At 49.2% G+C, this 19086-nt stretch carries 14 protein-coding genes; 8 read left to right on the top strand and 6 right to left on the bottom strand.

The window, feature by feature from the left end; all coding sequences use genetic code 11:
- Window positions 1–19 precede the first annotated feature (19 nt).
- A complete protein-coding gene (locus ABXJ76_RS06905) occupies window positions 20–3199 on the bottom strand; it encodes a transglycosylase domain-containing protein (protein ID WP_432745451.1) in 3180 nt (1059 codons plus the stop codon).
- A gap of 418 nt (window positions 3200–3617) precedes the next feature.
- Between ABXJ76_RS06905 and ABXJ76_RS06900 the strand changes: the two genes are divergently transcribed.
- From ABXJ76_RS06900 to ABXJ76_RS06885, 4 genes are all read left to right on the top strand, one after another.
- Entirely contained in the window at window positions 3618–4346 is a 729-nt protein-coding gene (locus ABXJ76_RS06900) for a hypothetical protein (protein WP_432745449.1), read from the top strand.
- A 173-nt stretch (window positions 4347–4519) separates the two neighbouring features.
- On the top strand, window positions 4520–5995 hold the full coding sequence (locus ABXJ76_RS06895; RefSeq protein ID WP_432745447.1) for a lipopolysaccharide biosynthesis protein: 1476 nt from the start codon (window positions 4520–4522) through the stop codon (window positions 5993–5995).
- 57 nt (window positions 5996–6052) lie between these two features.
- Window positions 6053–8374: a fatty acid cis/trans isomerase gene (locus ABXJ76_RS06890; protein ID WP_432745445.1), complete on the top strand. Its 2322-nt coding sequence runs from the start codon at window positions 6053–6055 to the stop codon at window positions 8372–8374.
- A 129-nt stretch (window positions 8375–8503) separates the two neighbouring features.
- On the top strand, window positions 8504–8812 hold the full coding sequence (locus ABXJ76_RS06885; RefSeq protein ID WP_432745443.1) for a hypothetical protein: 309 nt from the start codon (window positions 8504–8506) through the stop codon (window positions 8810–8812).
- A 112-nt stretch (window positions 8813–8924) separates the two neighbouring features.
- On the opposite strand, the gene ABXJ76_RS06880 is transcribed toward ABXJ76_RS06885, so the two are convergent.
- Window positions 8925–9437: a lipocalin family protein gene (locus ABXJ76_RS06880; protein ID WP_432745441.1), complete on the bottom strand. Its 513-nt coding sequence runs from the start codon at window positions 9435–9437 to the stop codon at window positions 8925–8927.
- 181 nt (window positions 9438–9618) lie between these two features.
- Here ABXJ76_RS06880 and ABXJ76_RS06875 point away from each other — a divergent pair, with 181 nt between their 5' ends.
- Both ABXJ76_RS06875 and ABXJ76_RS06870 read left to right on the top strand, forming a co-directional pair.
- Window positions 9619–10842 carry an HD-GYP domain-containing protein gene (locus ABXJ76_RS06875; protein WP_432745439.1) on the top strand — a complete coding sequence of 408 codons (1224 nt, stop codon included), beginning with the start codon at window positions 9619–9621 and terminating at the stop codon, window positions 10840–10842.
- A 103-nt stretch (window positions 10843–10945) separates the two neighbouring features.
- Window positions 10946–11848 carry a TIGR01777 family oxidoreductase gene (locus ABXJ76_RS06870; RefSeq protein ID WP_432746467.1) on the top strand — a complete coding sequence of 301 codons (903 nt, stop codon included), beginning with the start codon at window positions 10946–10948 and terminating at the stop codon, window positions 11846–11848.
- 153 nt (window positions 11849–12001) lie between these two features.
- Here ABXJ76_RS06870 and ABXJ76_RS06865 read toward each other — a convergent pair whose 3' ends face one another.
- Together ABXJ76_RS06865 and ABXJ76_RS06860 are read right to left on the bottom strand one after the other, a co-directional pair.
- Window positions 12002–13366: a cryptochrome/photolyase family protein gene (locus tag ABXJ76_RS06865; RefSeq protein WP_432745437.1), complete on the bottom strand. Its 1365-nt coding sequence runs from the start codon at window positions 13364–13366 to the stop codon at window positions 12002–12004.
- 63 nt (window positions 13367–13429) lie between these two features.
- Entirely contained in the window at window positions 13430–13825 is a 396-nt protein-coding gene (locus ABXJ76_RS06860; RefSeq protein WP_432745435.1) for a DUF1499 domain-containing protein, read from the bottom strand.
- A gap of 182 nt (window positions 13826–14007) precedes the next feature.
- Between ABXJ76_RS06860 and ABXJ76_RS06855 the strand changes: the two genes are divergently transcribed.
- Both ABXJ76_RS06855 and ABXJ76_RS06850 read left to right on the top strand, forming a co-directional pair.
- Window positions 14008–14943 (top strand): YbgA family protein, encoded by a 936-nt coding sequence (locus ABXJ76_RS06855; protein WP_432745433.1) that lies wholly within the window; start codon window positions 14008–14010, stop codon window positions 14941–14943.
- Between the two features lie 2 nt (window positions 14944–14945).
- Window positions 14946–15782, top strand: a complete 837-nt coding sequence (locus ABXJ76_RS06850; protein ID WP_432745431.1) for an SDR family oxidoreductase — start codon at window positions 14946–14948, stop codon at window positions 15780–15782.
- 56 nt (window positions 15783–15838) lie between these two features.
- Here ABXJ76_RS06850 and ABXJ76_RS06845 read toward each other — a convergent pair whose 3' ends face one another.
- On the bottom strand, window positions 15839–16918 hold the full coding sequence (locus ABXJ76_RS06845) for an alkene reductase (protein WP_432745430.1): 1080 nt from the start codon (window positions 16916–16918) through the stop codon (window positions 15839–15841).
- A gap of 164 nt (window positions 16919–17082) precedes the next feature.
- Window positions 17083–19005 (bottom strand): ATP-dependent zinc metalloprotease FtsH, encoded by a 1923-nt coding sequence (gene ftsH / locus ABXJ76_RS06840; protein ID WP_432745427.1) that lies wholly within the window; start codon window positions 19003–19005, stop codon window positions 17083–17085.
- Window positions 19006–19086 lie beyond the last annotated feature (81 nt).

The following is a 19086-nucleotide window of genomic DNA, read 5'->3' as shown; positions in this document are numbered from 1 at the left end:
CAAAAAATATCATCATCAACTAAGGCGGAGATACCAAAACCGAACCCTTGCCTGTCGGTGCCGTTTTTAAATTTGCCAACATCTTGGAAACACCGCCATCCGGCGTTTTATTTATCAAAGGTGCTAACGTGGGCTCCAAAAACTTGATGATTTGTACCGGCAACGAACTGGTAAAGTGATAACGCTCAGAATCAGATCCCTGCACATAGGCGGTCATCACACCAAAAAAACGATCCCCTAAAAAAAACGTAAAAGTGGCGGCACGGCTGATGAATACCGTGTCAATCAAGCGCCCCCCGGCTCCAAATATTTTCCGACGATGATCTCCGGTTCCGGTTTTTCCGCCAACCGATAACGGTTTGCCGTCTGCATCCTTATAAACACCTTTCAGGCGTCCTGCGGTTCCAGCCTCGACCACACCGATCAGCGCACCACGCGCCACTTTTGCCAGTTCCGGCACAAGTACCTGCTGGCCAACCTCTGGCACTTTATCCAACACGGTTTCGTAGGGCGTTCCCTGGGCAAAATGCAGACTATCGAACCTGACTGTCGATAATCTTACGCCGTCATTGCGTAAAATGCCCATGAGTTCAGCCAATGCCGCCGGACGATCACCGGATGCGCCAATAGCGGTCGCGTAAGAAGGTGTTAATGATCCGAACGGATAACCCACTCGATCCCACGCCGCATGAATCTGTTTAAAAGCTTCATCCTCGAGCAAGGTCATAATACGCCGCTGCTGGGCATTTTTTCTGCTGCTTTTAAATAGCCATCGATAGACGCTCTGCCGCTGTTCGGTGCTGGCAGTTATAATTTCAGCACGCGTAGCATCGGGGTGTCGGATCAGATAACCGACCAACCATAATTCAAGGGGATGAACTTTGGTGATATAGCCCTGATCTTGTAAGTCAAAATTCTCAGGTGAATACTTATAAAAAAGCTGGTCAATATCCTCTCGGCCTAAGGTAGCGGCACTCAAATGGGCATTCAAATAACTTCTTAGTCCACTGGCATCTGCGTTAGGATAAATTGCCTCATAAAGCATGGTCAAACGTGATGGCTTGGCAAAAACCCTCTCGGTCAGCATCTCCAAAATTTCTTCGGCTGGCTTGCCGCGGTATTTTTCGTAAAAACGTCTTAAATAAACCTGGCCTTCTTTATCGGCAAAGCGTTCCAGGTATTCCTGGCGGCGCGGGTCATCGGGTATTTCCAGCCATCGCGCGATGCCTTCCGGTTTATAAAGATGATAATAAACCAGTTCACGCATTAACCGAATGAACACCAGATTGACTGAATCACGCAACGCATCACGCACCGACATGATTTTTTGATTTTCATCCCGGGTAAAGTTATTAAAATGATGTACACCGCCGCCAGTATAAAAGTTCTCGTAAGGGCTAGCTGAAAAGCGTCGATCCAGGGCCTCATCAAGTAAGACTTCCAGACTAATTTCTCGATTGGCTCGCAGCTGACCGATAACCCATGCCGATAAATAATCGCGCGGGTGCAGTTCAATTCGCTTCAACTCCTGCGCCGACTGGTCTTTATATTGCTGATAGACTTCGGTAACGAGCTCCAGATAATGCACCAGTGTCCGCAACTTGGCAGTTGATCCCAGATCCAGCCGTATGCCTTCACTAATATCGAGCGGCTGATCATAATTATCGGTCTGAACACGCAGTAGATTGCCTTTTTCGCCACGCTCAAACAACATCAGGCTATAGACTATAGATCTAAGATCGACATTTTCATTAAGCAATCTAAAGCCCAGTATACCGGCGGCGCGGGCTTTATCAGGCTCACTCAGCTGGCGTAAGGCCTGCTTAATCGCCCTCTGTGCATCGTAATCAAGGGTCGTTTTAGCCGTCAAATCCAGACGATCCAGATCATAGTTGGATTTTACCCCCACAGTCCTGGCAAGACGAGCGCGCAGCACATTTTGGGTTTTTTTCTCGGACATGAATTTGGCCGGTATTTTATCCGGGGTAGAATGACGAACTGTAGATACCAGCAAGGCCGCATCCCGTAGCGAGGTTGAAATAACACCCTGTTCTGCCAGTACGCGCAGATAACTGTCGGTAAGATTTTGCAGTGCGTTGAAACCCGTACCTAATAAATAGGAAGGCCGTCTTTGCGACAACAGGATACTAAGCACCTGTCGGTAAGCCTGTGCCTGTTGCGGGGTGGTTCGCTCAGTTGAATGGAACGATTGCATCGGTTCTTTCGGTAACGGCTCCTTGCGTTGCTTTACCTCCTGCATCCACGCAGTCGTACCGATTGCGATACTTCCGGCATCCTTGGCGTTCGGTCTAAGTAGTCGGTTAACCTCGTTAAAATCGGCTCCGAACCAGGCCGTCAAGCCATCACCCAAGCCATGCACTTCGCCTAGTTTTGCCGTCGCAGCCAGCGGCATAGAATTCAAATAAGTCAACGCGATTTGCCGCCTCATTTCGCGCGTATCCGGTCCCAGCAAATAGGCGCGTAGAGACGCGCTGCCCATTTGACGAAGCTTTTCCATTATCGATTCGGTATAGCCATCCGGCGAATGCCGATACTTTTCCAATTGCGTAGCCAAGGTGCTGCCCCCCGGCACGTTGAGATCCGCGCCCAATTTTCGCGCCATCATTTGCAATGCGGCAAAGCCCAAGCGATCCCATTCTACCGCCGGATTAATATTTTTGTGATTTTCATCAAGCAACTCCCTGTTTTCTATAAACAACAAGGTATTCAACACCAACGGCGGGATGGCATTAAAATCGGCATAACCGTGGGTGGGATAGACAGCGCTAAATATCGTTCGGTCGGCTCTATCGACAATGCGAAGCCCAGCCTGAGTTTTCTCGCGATAGATCGGAAACAGGCCGTAATCATCAATCAACCGGCTCATCATCGGCGAAATAGCTGCCTGCGTAATAACGCTGTACCCCGACTTTTCCAGACGGGCGATCTCGCCCGGCAACAGCGTGTAACCCAAACGCTGATCATAAGGACCATGATCGGGATAGCGTATCGCCGAACTAGGTCCCGGTTTAAGTTCCGAACTTAATTGTTTGCTTATTTCCGACAGATAACGCGACTGATAGGTAGAGGTTCGCACCTCTTTTTTTACCAGCAAAGTAACCGATATTCCGATGACGATACATCCGCCCAAAATATAAAGCAGCAGCAACCGTGAAATCGCTCGTTTATGCATGTTCATTGCCTACAAGGATTTTTGATAAGGTAGCAGCAGAAGTTTTAACAGACATGCGTCTCAGAACAAATTCCCGGTACTATATATTACAGAATGATTCAAGCATTCTGGCATCAGTATTAACATTAAAATAATTACATCTGTTTTCGGTTGGATTGTAGTGCCTACAAGGGGCATAAAGGCAAGTTTTAAACTTGTCCATCCTGCAAGGCGAATAATTCACCTCTATGATCAGTATTCAGCGCAGCCAATTATAACCACTCACAAGCAACAATGGTAATTGAAAGGAGCTTTATTGAATTAGCCCTCATTTTTACTCCGCAGTAAACTTTTATTCAAATCATTGCAACGTTACAATCAGGGCGCTGTTCATCCGGATAGCAATCCTTCTCACACTGCCCATCGCCACTATCCACCAGCAATCATGCCCGAATCTTATACCCGCTTTCGCGATATTTCCGTCAGCGAAAGAATTTTAAACACTGTATTTCTGCTAACCGTGGGACTCGGCTATCTGGTTGCCCTGAGCAATTTGTATTATACCCATCAGGGTCGTGACGGTATCGCCGGCTTATCCATTGCCGACGTGACCATTAATTATCACGGTTCAAATGACCAGACGCGCTTAGGTTCGGCCATTAATGGCATTATGGAACCCAACCTGAAATATAAAAACGATAAGGACCTCATCTTAAAATGGATACAAGACGGTGCCGATGAGCCTGATTATGACCAAAAAATCGCCCCCATCTTAAACCGCGACTGCATCAAGTGCCATACACGCGCCATTAACCCTTCCCTGCCCGATTTAACCGATTACGCAGGCGTATCCGAAGTCGCACATTCCGGAGGCGCATCATACCCGCGTTTGATCCGGGTTTCCCATATCCATTTATTCGGCATTGCTTTTATTCTATTTTTTATCGGCAAGATTTTCCTGCTTTGCGACATTAATGCACTCGTCAAAAGAGTCGCCGTCGTCATTCCTTTTGCCGCGATGTTATTGGATGTGCTGTCGTGGTTTATTACCAAATCCATTCCTTCATTCGCCTACGTAGTCGTTGCCAGCGGTGCGTTAATGGGGATTTCAATGGGCTTGCAAATCTTGCTGAGCATTTATCAAATGTGGTTTTATGCCGAGGATAAAGGCTAACCACGCCTGATAATTGGAAGGCTTTAGCGCATGTTCCGGATGCGCTACGGTCTATCTCTAACCAACAACAGTAGGCGCTTTAGCCGACGCGGGGAGTAGAAAATAAGATTCATTCTTTACGCTTTCAGGCATAAACACCGCGCCCCTACCCCGTTCATGTATAATTTCGCGCCATGAGCATTATAAAGAAACTGGCATCGCAAACCGCAGTCTACGGCCTTAGCAGTATTTTCGGCCGGTTCCTCAACTACCTGTTGGTGCCGCTGTATACCTATTATTTCACGGCAGCGGAATACGGGGTGGTGTCGGAGTTTTACGCTTATGCCGGGTTTTTTTCGGTGTTGCTGCTGCTCGGCTTTGAAACCGGCTATTTCCGCTTTCGCGACAAGGAACACACCGGCCGTGATCTCGCTTATTCGACGGCGCTGCTGTTCGTGGTGCTGATCAATATCGGCTTTTTTGGCTTGATACTGCTCGTCAACACTCAACTTTCGGCCGCGCTAAACTACGCCAATCACCCGGAATATGTCTTGTGCTTTAGCCTGATTTTAATCCTGGACGCGGTTGCCGCCATTCCGTTTGCCCGGCTTCGAGCCGAAAATAAAGCCTTACGCTTTGCCGGCGTCAAAATCATCGAGATACTGCTGACCGTGCTGCTCAGCCTGTTTTTCATCATCTATTGCCCCAAGGTCTACGCGACCAACCCCGAATCGTGGATAGCGCTGATCTACAACCCCGCAATAGGCATAGGCTATATTTTTATCGCCAATTTAATGGCCAGCGGCTTTAAGTTTTTGCTGCTTGCACCCCAGTTATCCGGTCTTGCCTGGGGGTTTGACCGGGCATTATTCGGCCGCATGGCGCGCTATTCATTGCCGATGGTGGTGATCGGTTTCGCCGGAATCATCAACGAAATGCTCGACCGCGCCCTGCTAAAGTACCTGTTGCCTTACGATGTCCAGACCAACATGAAGATGCTGGGGATTTACAGCGCCTGCTACAAACTGTCGATCTTGATGTCGCTGTTCATTCAGGCTTTCCGTTATGCCGCCGAACCGTTTTTCTTTGCTTACGCCGACAACAGCGATGCCCGCAAAATTTACGCAGTCGTGCTTAAGTTTTTTGTCATTTTCTGCGTATTCATCTTCCTGCTGGTCACCTTATTTATCGATTTCTTTCAATATTTTGTCGGCGACGAGTTCCGTGCAGGACTTGAAGTCGTACCGATTCTGCTGCTGGCCAATCTCTGTTTAGGCATTTATATTAACCTGTCCATCTGGTATAAATTAACCGATCGAACCTTGCTGGGCGCTTTGGTATCCTTAGCCGGAGCGGCGCTGACGATCCTACTCAATCTCTGGTGGATACCGGTGCTCGGTTATGTCGGTTCGGCCTGGGCGACTCTGGCTTGTTATGCTAGCATGGCTATCGTTTCCTACCTGTTGGGGCAAAAGTATTATCCAGTAGATTACCCGGTCAAACGCATACTGGCTTATATCGGACTGGGCATCGGCCTGTATTTTGCTCACGGACAATTGTTGGTGTTTATCACTTGGCAGCCGTGGCTATTGGCCAGTACCTTGATGCTGCTTTATCTACTGATTACCGCGCTATTCGAGGGTCGTCAAACAGCAGCGCAAAACGCTTGAATAGAGAGACACCGAACACTTACCTAACGCGACACCAGAAGGATTTGACGACGGACAATGATTAACAATACCGCCCTGTATATATTTTTCATCATCGCTTGCGGCTTTACCGATATAAGGCTGCTGGCTGCCGGCCAAATTTCCTATAGCCACGATGTTAAACCTATCCTCGATTCCCGCTGTGTGGCCTGCCATTCCTGCTACGACTCCCCTTGCCAGCTTAACTTGGGCTCATTTGAGGGTTTAGAAAGAGGCGCTACCAAGAACCCGGTCTACGATCATCAACGCATTAAAGCCGTAGAGCCCAGCCGACTCTTTATTGATGAAACCAGCCCGGCGGGTTGGAGAAAAAAAGAATTTTTCCCGGTACTGAATGAACAGGCACAATCGCCTGAAAACAATATCGATAACTCGCTGATCGCAAAATCACTCCTGTTAAAACGCGACCATCCGTTGCCTGCCGAGGGTAAATTACCGACATCCATAGAACTGGCTCTGGAGCGCTCTTTGCAATGCCCGACTGTGGACGAGTTTACCGAACACAAAAAAGATCACCCGCTCTGGGGCATGCCTTACGGATTGCCCGCGCTGTCCGAAACCGAGGAGAGCACGCTGTTAAACTGGCTAAAAGCAGGCGCTAAAACCGATACAGCGCCACTGTCATTATCGCCCCTCGCTACTGCTGAAATTAAAAAATGGGAGCAGTTTCTTAACGGTTCATCGTTAAAACAGCAACTGAGCGCGCGTTATTTATATGAGCATTTGTATATCGGCGACTTGCATTTTAAAGGCCATCCTCATAATGAATTTTATAAGCTGATCCGTTCGGCAACGCCCTCGGGACAGCCGGTGGATGAACTGAAAAGTGTGCGCCCTTTTGATGCCCCCGGCGTCGCAAAATTTTATTACCGACTGCGTCCCGTTACCTCGACCATAGTCGATAAGAATCATTTTGTTTATGAATTAAGCGACAGCAAAATGCAGCGTTTTAAGCAACTATTTTTAAAACCCAAATTCAGCGTTACTCAACTGCCGGGTTATGAACAGCAAGCTACCGCCAATCCGTTTAAAACCTTTAGCCAATTACCGGCGGTATCGCGATACCAATTCCTGATCGATGATGCCCAATATTTTTTCTCCGGATTTATTAAAGGCCCGGTATGCCGAGGTCAGGCTTCGCTCAATGTGATCAGGGATCAGTTCTGGGTCGCCTTTGTCAAACCTCAGCCTGAGTTTAACCCGCAATACACCCAATTTCTGGCCGAAAATAATCAATACCTGCAAATGCCCGCCTCTGACGGCGAAAATATCGGCTTTCTTGAATGGCGGGAATACAACCAATTACAACGGCATTATCTAAAACACAAAGAAATATTCACCGACCAATTACAGCAGCCGGTTGATTTGAACCTGATCTGGGATGGCGACGGCGATAACCGGAATGCATTGTTAACGGTATTCCGCCACTTTGACAGTGCCACCGTTATTAAGGGGCTCATGGGCAAGCCGCCGTTAACCGCCTGGGTTGTTGATTACCCCATATTTGAACGCATACATTATTTGCTGGCCGCAGGATTCAATGTCTCCGGCACCATTGGGCATCAAGTCACCACGCGTCTGTATATGGATTTCTTGCGTATGGAAGCGGAAAATAATTTTCTAAAATTTATCCCGATCAAACGACGCATAGCCCTGCACAACAGCTGGTACGAGGGTATTGATTTAAAGATTTTCAGTTTTTTTGAAACGCCTGCCTTTAACACCGACAAGGAACCGGCACTTCGCTATCAAACTTCCGATTACAAGCATGAATTTTTTCAACGTCTACAGCAACGGCTGGGACAAGCCGGCGGGCCGCCTGATTTGATCAACCGCTGCCTGCAAGCGCAATGCAATAACGCCGATGCGATACCGGTTCAACAACAGATTGACACCATGATGCGTAAACTGGCTGATTTAAAAGGCGAAGAAATTGCCGCCTTGCCGGAATTATCCTTTCTACGCATAAAAACAGCCGATCCTGCAACAGACCGGGTCTACACCCTGGTTCGCAATCAAAAGCTACTGAATGTATCATTCATCTTTGGTGAAAACCTACGCAGAGAGCCGGAAAAAGATACGCTTACCGTCGTCCCTGGGTTTCTTGGCAGTTATCCCAATATATTTTTCAGTGTGCCACAGTCGCAACTGGCAGGATTCATTGATCAGCTAAAACACAGTTCAACCAGTACCGATGCCGACTTGTTTTACGGTCTTTACGGCATTCGCCGTACCCATCCTGAGATATGGCAGTATTACGATTGGTTTAATAAGAAATATCGCGATGAACAACCCGAAAACTCAGGTCTTTTTGACATGAATAGGTATGAAAACCTATAGACTAAAGCCGTTAAAAATCAAACAATAGCGACATAGGCCGGTTTCAGCGGAAGCGAAAACAAGCGTTTCCGCTCAAACACCTGACGGTTTTACAGCACCGCAAAAGCAAATCAGCAGAGGTCGCCCAACATGAACCTGTACGATTTTCGACATAACCCGCGCCGGTCGCTAATGACTCGACGCGTGGCTGACAGACGCAAGATACCCTACCCGTTCGGCTCACCGGAATGGGTGGAAAATATAAAAAAACATTATCTGGCTTGGCCAAAAGTCAATCGTCGTGACCTGAACAGACGCACTAATGAAAGGCGTGCAGTTGATCGGCGGTTACAACAGCTTTCCGAGCAACTCCGTTCCGAAAAAAAATATTCCATGATTTTACTTACACAAGAAGAAAGAAAGTTGCTTGAAGACCTTTATATGAGTGATCAGGATTAGCCGGTTTACTCGGGGTTCCCGCCGATGACAATCGGCAATAAGGTCTGAAAATCAAATAATTCATGCCTTTCAATGAGCGACCAACCGGTCGCCCCTACAATTCATCTGCACCCTAATTCTGCTTGGGAAAAATAAGTTTATCGGTTGCAAAACCCAGCGTCTTGGCTTGTTCAATTAATGCCGTCAACGTCGACTCGGGCAGTTGTTTAGTTCGGGACAATATCCAGAAATAAGAGCGATCCGGCCCGGTGACCATCGAATAGGCATAATCTTTTTTATCCAGCTCAATGATATTGTAACCGCCATAAAACGGCCCGAAAAAAGACACTTTCAGCCTGCCTTTATCCGTCTGCCCGACAAAATACGCCTTGCCTTGGGCCTCGTGCCATTTCCCGGCCTTTATATCCCACCCCTTGTTCAGCACATCAACACCACCATCGTCTCGTAAGGTATAGGTCGCTGAAATATTCTCCAAGCCCCGTTCAAATCGATGATCGAGCCGGGCGATTTCGTACCAGGTCCCCAAATAACGATTAACCTCAAAACCGTCAACCGCCGTAATCCCCTCGGGAATACCGGTACAACTGGTCAATAAGCTAATAATCAGTATAAATAATGCTTTCATGCGCGATGCCTTTTAAAAGGGATATTTACTACATCAGACGACTCACTTTAACGAGCAGGATTCTGCCAGTCAACTCAGGAGGTATTATCGGCAAATTTTTAAAGACAATCGGCGGCTCGCCTGTCAAAATCCAGGGTGTTTCCATCGAACCGATTTGTCACTAAACAGAGCTCCGCGTGCCATGAAACTGCAACATGTTGATATACATAACGCCATTACCGCCTTAAGTTGCGCACTGGATTTAGTCGGCGTTGACGAAGTCAGACACGGCAAACGGGTGGCGATCATGGCCAATTCTATTGCCCGTCGCCTGAACTGGCCAGAGCTTGAGTGCCTGTCTAGTCTTTACGCCGGCATGCTCCATGATTGCGGGGTTTCCAGAATCCATGAACACCGTCGGCTCACAGAAACACTGGAATGGGACGGTGCCGAGGATCATTGCATCCGTGGCGCCGCTTATTTGTCGGCCTGTCAGCCGTTGGCGCATTTATCCACTGAGATTCGCTACCATCACACCCGCTGGGAAAAACTGCTGGAGTCACCTATCGATCATCAACTGCGCTTGCGTGCCAATCTGCTGTATCTGGCAGATCGCATCGATATGCTGCAAGCGCCTTTCCTGAACAGCGACCGGATTCTGATCGAGTATCCTGAAATTATCGCGCATATCAAAACACTGTCCGGCGTATTTTTTGCGCCTGAACTGGTGGACGCCTTTGCCGACATCGCTGATGTCGAGGCTTTTTGGCTGGCCATGGAACCCGAATATCTGGATGAAGATTTACACCGCATCGGCCGCCATATTCCAACGACCCCGCTCGGCATTCCTGCGCTTAAAGAGCTGGCGCGGCTGTTTTCGCGCGTAGTCGACGCCAAATCTCCATACACCAATGAGCACTCGCAACGAGTAGCGCATATCGCCCGGCAATTGGCCATGGATTTCGGCATTGCAGGCTATGAGCTTGAGCAGATTGAAATCGCCGGACTGTTGCACGACATCGGCAAACTGCGGGTATCGGAAGACATCATTGACAAACCCGGCAGTCTGACGCAGGATGAAAGGGCCACCATGCACCGCCATAGCTACGATACCTTCCGCATTCTGCAGCGCGTTTTTGACGATTCAAAGATACCGATATGGGCCGGATTCCATCATGAGACCTTGATCGGCGATGGTTATCCGTTTAAAAACGGCAACAAAGAACTGGATCTGGAATGCCGCATCATTGCCGTTGCCGATATTTTTCAGGCGCTAGCGCAAGAACGGCCTTATCGCCACCCCATGAGTCTTGAGTATATTGTTAACAATTTACAGTCGCGCGTTGCCAGCGGCCATCTCGATGCCAAAGTGGTTGCTAAATTGACCGAAAATGCCGAACTCTATTACCGGTTGGCCATGGCTTGATCCTGGGTTCCAAGCTCAAAACCCACTAGTTAACTAAACCAACGGAAAATTTTAGGGGTGGCTAAACGTTTTCAACTTAATCAATAGTTATGAGGGCACGATGATGAATATACTGATTACTGGCGGCACCGGTTTTATTGGCAGTGCCTTGGTTAAAAGCCTGATCGACCTAGATCATGCTGTTACGGTGTTGAGCCGCAGTCCGGATACGGTTGCCAAAATATACGGTTCGCGCATTCATGCACTGGGTAGTCTCACGCAGCTTAAAGCCGAAGACCGCTATCAGGTCATCATCAATCTTGCCGGTGCGCCGATAGTTGACGCCCGCTGGAGCGAGGCACGCAAACAGCTGATCCGGGCCAGTCGTATCGACCTGACTGAACACTTGGTAGCCTGTATCGCCCGCATGGACGTTAAGCCAGAATTATTAATCAGCGGTTCCGCTATCGGCTATTACGGCGACCAAGGCGACACGGTGTTAACCGAACAATCGACGCCTTATGAAGATTTCTCGCAACAACTTTGCGCCGATTGGGAAGCTGCGGCAAAACAGGCCGAACCATTCGGTGTCAGAGTCTGCCTAATCCGAACCGGCTTGGTTATTGGCAATGGCGGCGGTTTTCTGCAACGGATGTTACCGACATTTCGCTTGGGCTTGGGTGGGCGTTTGGGCGACGGGCGGCAGTGGATGTCCTGGATTCATCGTCAGGACTGGATCAACATCGCGCTGACCATGATGGCCGATGCAACCATGCGCGGCGCTTATAATGCGACCGCGCCGAACCCGGTGACCAATGCCGAATTTACCCGAATTCTGGCGCAATGCCTGAAACGCCCTGCCCTGCTGCCGGTTCCGGCCTGCGCGTTAAAAATAATGCTTGGCGAAATGTCGCAGCTGGTGTTGGGCAGTCAGCGCGTAGTACCGGAACGGCTATTGACGCAGGGGTTTACGTTTCAATATGACGATCTTGCTGCTGCGTTAAATGAGGCGTTATCGCATCAATAGCAATCCGACTGAGCCCTGTGTTAGGTCATCGCTATCTATACAAGTTATCTCTTGTTCTCACGCAAGAGCGTCACTGCTATTAAGTTAAGACATGGACAGGATTGTGGCGGCGACTTCAGACGCCAAAATTCAGAAAAACTTACGTAGGTAATTTTAGGTAGTAGCGGCTTGTTTAAACCGGGCTTTGCTTAGTTGACTCTCACGGGCATGATCAATAATCGGTGCGGGATAACGGCAAGCACTGTGTTGCTTGTCCCATTGATGAATGGTTTTAGGCAAAAAATCTTGCAGTTCCGGCAGCCAGCGATAAATATACCGGCAGTCCCGATCAAATTTAAGTTGCTGTAGCCAAGGATTGAAAATCCTGAAATACGGTTGCGCATCGCAACCGGTCGAGGCAGCCCATTGCCAGTTGCCGTTATTGACGCAAGGATCATAATCGATCAGATGCCGGGCAAAATAACGTTCGCCCCAGCGCCAGTCGATATGCAGGTCTTTGACCAGAAATGAGGCGGCGATCATACGCACCCGGTTATGCATGTAACCGGTGGCGTTGAGTTCACGCATCCCGGCATCGACGATCGGAAAGCCGGTTTTTCCGGCGCACCAGGCTTGAAAATAATCGGGATTGTTATCCCAGTGCAGATCGGCAAATTTTTCCAGAAACGCCCGTCCAAAAACCTGCGGAAAGTGATAAGCGATATGGATAAAAAAATCGCGCCAGTAAAGCTGCCTTATCAGCGGATGTTCACTGCCGAGTTGTTCGGTAATCGCATAATAAACTTCCCGAACCGAACAAGTGCCGAACTTTACATGCGCGGAAAGTTTGCTGGTCGCATCCAGCGCGGGAAAGTCGCGGGTATTTTGGTAATCAGCGCAGTCGCCGAGCTGATCCAGTATCGCCAAGGCCTGATTGCGACCACCCTTGATTGCGGGTTCCGCAACTGATACATCAAGCTGATCAAGGCTAAATTCAGCAGCTTCCGCCAAAAAATTATGTCTAACCAATGTTTCCGGCAACGCAACCGGAAACAACCGTTTGGCATTGTTATAAAACGCTGTGAACACTTTATACGGCGTTTTATCCATTTTTACCGCCTGCTCCGGCTCATTAAGCAGGCTATCGGGAAGCGTATGCAGTGCAATGCCCAACTGCTTACATACGGCGGCCAGCTCATCATCACGCTGCCGACTGAACGGCGTGTAATCGCGATTGATAAACACCGCTTGTATCTGTTGCTGTTCGGCCAGCTGCTTGACGACCTGCTCCGGCAGCGCATGATAAAGCGCCAGTTTGCCGCCTGCCGACTGCAACTGCTGCTGAAGATCCTGAATGGACTGCAACATAAACTGCAAGCCCGGCTGGCTCTGATAAGGATGCGGCTCAATCTGCCGGGGATCGAAAATAAAGCAGGGAATGACTTGCGCTGAAAGCCGCAAGGCTTCAAGCAGCCCGGTATTATCTTCAAGACGCAGGTCGCGACGGAAGATGAATAATGAAGTCGAATAAGCGATCATCGAAGCCTTTTTTAAAAATGGCGGAAAAAATAGTAAGCTGAGGATTGTTAATCCTTAGCCGTTTTACTCAATAACCTGCGCCTGTTGCAGTTGCGCACGGAGCATTTCCACCCGCTTGCGATTCACCCCGAAATCGCCGTGACCGGTACGCGATGCGGAACGGATATGAATTAACCTGGCTTCCGTATCCAGTATCGCATCTATATCATCGACAAAGCGAAATACCAGACTGGTTGCCTGGGCATGAAGCATGTCGCCGGTTTCGTTGGTGATTACCGTTCGGCTTTGATTAAGCAGGGCTTTTTTCAAGGCCGTCCAAGCATCTTCAACATTGCCGGTAATTTTAAACGGCGCAATAAAATGATCGACGTCTGCCGCCTGACTGGACACGCAGTTGGGGCTGCTTGGACAAGGCGGTAATTGTTTTTCTGCTGCCTGAATTGCTGTGCTTAGTGTCATAACGATAATATAAAAAATGGTTTTAAATTTCATCAGTATAGCCCCTCGAAAAAATCTGCCGTAATAAAAGCATCGCATCAATCACAGACAAATGCCAGCAGAGTCGATACAAAAACTATCTCTACAGCGCCAAGTTTTAGTGCTAAAGTAAAAAATTCTATCTTTAAAAACAGCAAACTTCTATGAAAAAAATCCCTATCGGTATCAGCGGTTGTTTATTAGGCCAGAATGTCCGTTATGATGGCGGCCACAAACGGGATTCTTATATCACCGGCACCCTGAGCGAATATTTTGATTTTCAAGCTTTTTGCCCGGAAGTGGAAATCGGCCTGGGTACGCCGCGCCCCACCATTCACCTGGTAAAAATAGATAATGCCGTACGCTGTGTCGGCATTAAAGACCCTGAAATCGATGTAACCGACCGGTTACGCAGTCATGCTGAATTCCAAAAAGAGCTGCACGCCGACTTATGCGGTTATATTTTAAAAAAGGGTTCGCCCAGTTGCGGCATGGAACGGGTCAAGGTTTATGTCGGCGTTCAAGCGCATAAAGATGGCGCAGGCATTTACGCTCAGGAAATGATGCGCAATAATCCGCTGTTGCCGGTAGAGGAAGAAGGCCGACTTGGCGATCCCGGACTGCGCGAGAACTTCATCCAGCGCGTTTATGTGCTCCACCGCTGGAAAACCATGCTAGAAGAAGGGCTTACGCTAAGCGCCCTGACGCATTTTCATGCCCGCCATAAGCTGATCATCATGAGTCATGAAGATTATCGCGACCTGGGACAACGGATAGCCGGTGCCACCAAAGCCAATCTTGCGCAAACTGCGGAGCAATACATTTTACAGCTGATGACGACCCTTAAAAAGGTGGCCAGCCGCAAAAATCATGTCAATGTCTTGCAGCACATTCAGGGCTATTTAAAAAGGTACTTAAGCGCCGACGATAAAGCCGAACTCTGCGAAGTGGTTGAAAATTACCGCAATGGCTACGTCCCGCTGATAGTGCCGTTGACCCTGCTTAAACACCATTTCCGCAAAAGCCCCGATCCGTATATAGAAGAGTCCTATTACCTGTCGCCTTATCCGCAAGAACTGCAACTCATCAATCAATTGTAATCATGGCAAAAATATTAATCGTCGGCTGCGGCGCAATTGGCTCGGAACTTGGTCGGGTGTTATCGGCACAAGGTCATGATGTCACCGGGCTAAAACGCAAGCCGCCTTTATCCGCGCCAGGCCTAATCAACTATGCCACTGCCGATATAAGTTCAGCTGCGGATCTGAGCGATTTGGACACCGATTTTACTCAGGCGTTTTTTATCGTTTCACCTGACGGGCGCAATGAACAAAGCTATCGCGCTGTTTATCAAACCGGCTTGGGCAACCTGCTGGCCAAGCTGCCAAAAACGCAGTGGCTGATGGTCTCATCGACCAGCGTCTACGGACAAATCCAAGGCGAATGGGTGGATGAAGATTCAGTCGCACAGCCGGAAAATATCACCAGCCGCTTGATCAGGCAGGCCGAACAAACATTAATGGATTTTAACCCGGCTAATATCGTGGTGCGTTTTTCCGGGATTTACGGACCGGGGCGAGAATACCTGTTAAGACAGGCCATGCAAACACCGGCCATACAGCAATCTCCGCCTTATTTTACCAACCGGATACATCAGCAGGATTGCGTGGGCGTTTTATCTTTTTTACTGGAACAGCGTTTGGCGGGCAACGCCTTGGCTCAATGCTATCTGGCCAGCGATGATGATCCCGCGCCGACCTGGGACGTCATGACCTGGCTGGCAGATCAACTGCATTGCCTGCGACCGACTGCTAAAGCGGCCGATGCCGGAATGAATAAGCGCTGCAGCAATGCCAGGTTAAAGGCCTTGGGTTATCAATTCCACTATCCGAGCTATAAAGACGGCTATCTGGAATTGGTTAAATTAAACCGGAAATAGTGATGGCTGAATATATTGTGGGCGCGAATCAATTCGCACCCACAATAGAGAAAATATTAGTTATACCTCGGATAATCGGTATAACCCCTTTCATCGCCGCCATAAAAAGTCGCCTGGTCGGGCGTATTCAGCGGCAGGTTTTTGGCAAACCGCACCGGCAAATCCGGATTGGCGATAAACAACTTACCAAACGCCACCATATCCGCATGATTCTGTTCAATAGCGCTATTGCCGCTCTCCAAGTCATAACCGTTATTAGCCATGTAGAAACCGGTAAAACAGTTTCTTAAGGCCTGATAATCCAGCTGCCGCTCACCGGTTAGCATGTCGCCTTCCAGCACATGCAGGTAGGCCAACGGATAGTCGGATAAACTTTTGGCGACCGCGTTAAAGGTTTGCTGCGGCTGACTGTCTTTAATATCGTTAAAGCTGTTTTCCGGCGACACCCGCACCCCTACACGATGTACGCCCCAGACAGCGATGGTTTTTTCAACGACTTCAAGTAACAAGCGCATCCGTTTGGCAATATCGCCGCCGTAAGCATCTTCCCTCCTGTTGGTGCCGTCGCGTAAAAACTGATCCAGCAAATAACCGTTGGCGGCATGAATCTCCACGCCATCGAAACCGGCCGCTTTAGCATTTTCTGCAGCACTTGCATACTCGGCAACAATGCCCGGCAGCTCCTCGAGAGTCAGCGCATGCGGCGTTTCAAAATTCTGCAAACCCTGATGGGTCATAGCCTGACCGGCGGCTTTCAACGCGGACGGCGCAACCGGTAAACATTGGCCCGGTTGTAGCGATGAATGGGAGATTCTGCCGGTATGCCAGAGCTGGATAAAAATCCGACCGTCTTCATCATGAACGGCATCGGTAACACGTTTCCAACCGTCAACCTGCGCTTTGGAATGAATACCCGGCGTTCCCGGATAGCCAAGGCCAGTAGCCGATATTTGACTGCCTTCGCTAATAATCAAACCGGCTCCGGCGCGTTGCCGGTAATATTCCACATTCATGTCCTGAGGCACATTGCCCTCGCCCGCCCGGTTGCGCGTCAACGGCGCCATAATTATCCGGTTGGCTAAGGCCAAATCCCCCAACAATATCGGCGAAAACAGATTGTTTTTTATGGATGTCATGATGTGCTCTTTAGATTTAGACTATATACAGGGTGAAAAGATTAGGGATTAAGCAATACAGGGTAACGGGAGTGCAAGCTTCGCTTGCAACAGGCGAAGCCTGCACTTCCGTAGACCACACTTAACAATACCATAGCCTTAAGTTAAGCGCTCCGCGAACCCTATCAAACCTGCCCTGCAGGTTTATTGGTCGCCGCCTTAATGGCTGTTTTATCGGCTTTATCTTTCGCTTCATCACCCGGTTCCGAAGGCTTGTTCACTTGCAAGTCATCGTCTTCCGCAGGCGGCCTAGGATTTTTGCCGGCCATTAAATCCTCAATTTGCAAGCGATCTATAGTTTCCCATTTCATCAGCGCATCGGCCATTTTGTGCAGGATGTCGATATTCTCTTGCAGAATAGTTTCAGCGCGTTGATAGTTATGGTCTATCACCGAACGTATTTCTTCATCGATCAGCTGTGCGACATTACTGGATACGGAACTGCCTTGAGTTCCCGGATGCCCCAAAAATGCTTGGCCGCCTTCCTCGCCATAAACCAGTGGCCCGAGTTTTTCGGAAAAACCCCAGCGCGTCACCATATTGCGGGCCAATTCTGTAGCACGCTCAATATCATTCGATGCGCCGGTGGTCACCCGGTCGCCGCCGTAAATCATCAACTCCGCAATCCTGCCGCCAAACAAGCTGGCTATCTGGCTTTCGAGTTTGCGTTTGCTGGCGCTGTATTGATCCCGCTCAGGCAGAAACATAGTGATCCCCAGGGCGCGGCCTCTGGGCATAATACTGACTTTATAAACCGCATCATGATCCGGTGACTTTTGCCCGACGATACAATGCCCGGCTTCATGGTAGGCGGTTAACAATTTATCCTCTTCGGTCATCACCATGGTATGCCGCTCTGCACCCATCAGAATTTTGTCCTTGGCTTTTTCAAGATCGCTCATGCTGACTTCCTGCTTGTTGGAACGGGCAGCAAACAGCGCGGCTTCATTGACAATATTGGCCAAATCGGCACCTGAAAAACCGGGGGTACCTCGGGCAAGATATTTCAATTCGACATCGGCCGCCGCAGGGACTTTTTTGATATGCACGTTGAGAATTTGCTCACGACCGCGCACATCGGGCAAGCCGACATTCACCTGACGATCGAAACGCCCCGGTCTGAGTAGAGCCTTATCCAGCACATCGGCGCGGTTGGTTGCGGCGATCACGATAACACCTTCATTACCGTTGAAACCGTCCATTTCCACCAGCAATTGATTCAAAGTTTGCTCCCGTTCGTCATTGCCGCCACCCATGCCCGGACCGCCCCGCTGGCGACCGACAGCATCAATCTCGTCGATAAAGATAATGCAAGGCGCATGTTCTTTAGCTTGGGCAAACATATCCCTGACTCTGGATGCGCCGACACCGACAAACATTTCGACAAAATCCGAACCTGAAATGGTAAAAAACTTCACTCCCGCTTCACCCGCAATGGCTCTGGCAATCAGAGTTTTACCGGTTCCCGGCGGGCCAACCATCAAAATACCGCGCGGTATTTTTCCGCCCAATTTTTGAAATTTCTGCGGATCGGCCAAAAAATCAACCAGCTCGGCCACGTCTTCTTTGGCTTCTTCACAACCGGCAACGTCGCTAAAAGTAACCATCATTTTGTCTTCTTCCAGCATTTTGGCTTTGCTCTTGCCAAAGCCACCGCCGCCCATGCCACTTTGCGTTCTGCGCATGTAAATGACCAGCACCACTATCATTAACAGCATCGGAAACCAGGAAATAAAGATCTTCATCAGCAAGGTCTCTTCCTCCGGCGGCACTGTCCTTATCTGCACACCGGCAGTCAGAAGATCGTCGATTAAGTGCCCATCGCCGGGATTAAAGGTCTGGTAGTTTTGACCGTCTGAAGTCCGAACGCCAATCTGCTGGCCGCTCACTTCCACGCGCTCAACCTGCCCACTTTTTACCTTGCTGATAAATTCCGAATAGGCCAGGGAATCCTGTATTGGCGGCGTGGAGCGCAATCGGTCGTAGATTAAATAAACGCCGGCAATAACAACGCCGAAAATCAGAATATTAAACAAATTTTTTTTCATAGGTATCTCTCTTGGCCGCGACTGCATGGATGGTGGCCGCGACTGCTCCCGGCAGTCGTCGGCATTTCCTCCATCCATGGA

Origin of the sequence: Methylobacter arcticus (assembly GCF_050917435.1) — a bacterium.
In the GTDB taxonomy this organism is placed as follows: Bacteria; Pseudomonadota; Gammaproteobacteria; order Methylococcales; family Methylomonadaceae; genus Methylobacter_A; species Methylobacter_A titanis.
Note: the sequence above shows the minus strand (reverse complement) of the source record. Positions and strands in the feature narration are given on the sequence as shown.

Excerpts from the sequence above, each read along its gene's own strand:
- ABXJ76_RS06905 (WP_432745451.1), bottom strand. The coding sequence starts at position 3,199 with ATGAACATGCATAAACGAGCGATTTCACGGTTGCTGCTGCTTTATATT.
- ABXJ76_RS06900 (WP_432745449.1), top strand. The coding sequence starts at position 3,618 with ATGCCCGAATCTTATACCCGCTTTCGCGATATTTCCGTCAGCGAAAGA.
- ABXJ76_RS06895 (WP_432745447.1), top strand. The coding sequence starts at position 4,520 with ATGAGCATTATAAAGAAACTGGCATCGCAAACCGCAGTCTACGGCCTT.
- ABXJ76_RS06890 (WP_432745445.1), top strand. The coding sequence starts at position 6,053 with ATGATTAACAATACCGCCCTGTATATATTTTTCATCATCGCTTGCGGC.
- ABXJ76_RS06885 (WP_432745443.1), top strand. The coding sequence starts at position 8,504 with ATGAACCTGTACGATTTTCGACATAACCCGCGCCGGTCGCTAATGACT.
- ABXJ76_RS06880 (WP_432745441.1), bottom strand. The coding sequence starts at position 9,437 with ATGAAAGCATTATTTATACTGATTATTAGCTTATTGACCAGTTGTACC.
- ABXJ76_RS06875 (WP_432745439.1), top strand. The coding sequence starts at position 9,619 with ATGAAACTGCAACATGTTGATATACATAACGCCATTACCGCCTTAAGT.
- ABXJ76_RS06870 (WP_432746467.1), top strand. The coding sequence starts at position 10,946 with ATGAATATACTGATTACTGGCGGCACCGGTTTTATTGGCAGTGCCTTG.
- ABXJ76_RS06865 (WP_432745437.1), bottom strand. The coding sequence starts at position 13,366 with ATGATCGCTTATTCGACTTCATTATTCATCTTCCGTCGCGACCTGCGT.
- ABXJ76_RS06860 (WP_432745435.1), bottom strand. The coding sequence starts at position 13,825 with ATGACACTAAGCACAGCAATTCAGGCAGCAGAAAAACAATTACCGCCT.
- ABXJ76_RS06855 (WP_432745433.1), top strand. The coding sequence starts at position 14,008 with ATGAAAAAAATCCCTATCGGTATCAGCGGTTGTTTATTAGGCCAGAAT.
- ABXJ76_RS06850 (WP_432745431.1), top strand. The coding sequence starts at position 14,946 with ATGGCAAAAATATTAATCGTCGGCTGCGGCGCAATTGGCTCGGAACTT.
- ABXJ76_RS06845 (WP_432745430.1), bottom strand. The coding sequence starts at position 16,918 with ATGACATCCATAAAAAACAATCTGTTTTCGCCGATATTGTTGGGGGAT.
- ftsH (WP_432745427.1), bottom strand. The coding sequence starts at position 19,005 with ATGAAAAAAAATTTGTTTAATATTCTGATTTTCGGCGTTGTTATTGCC.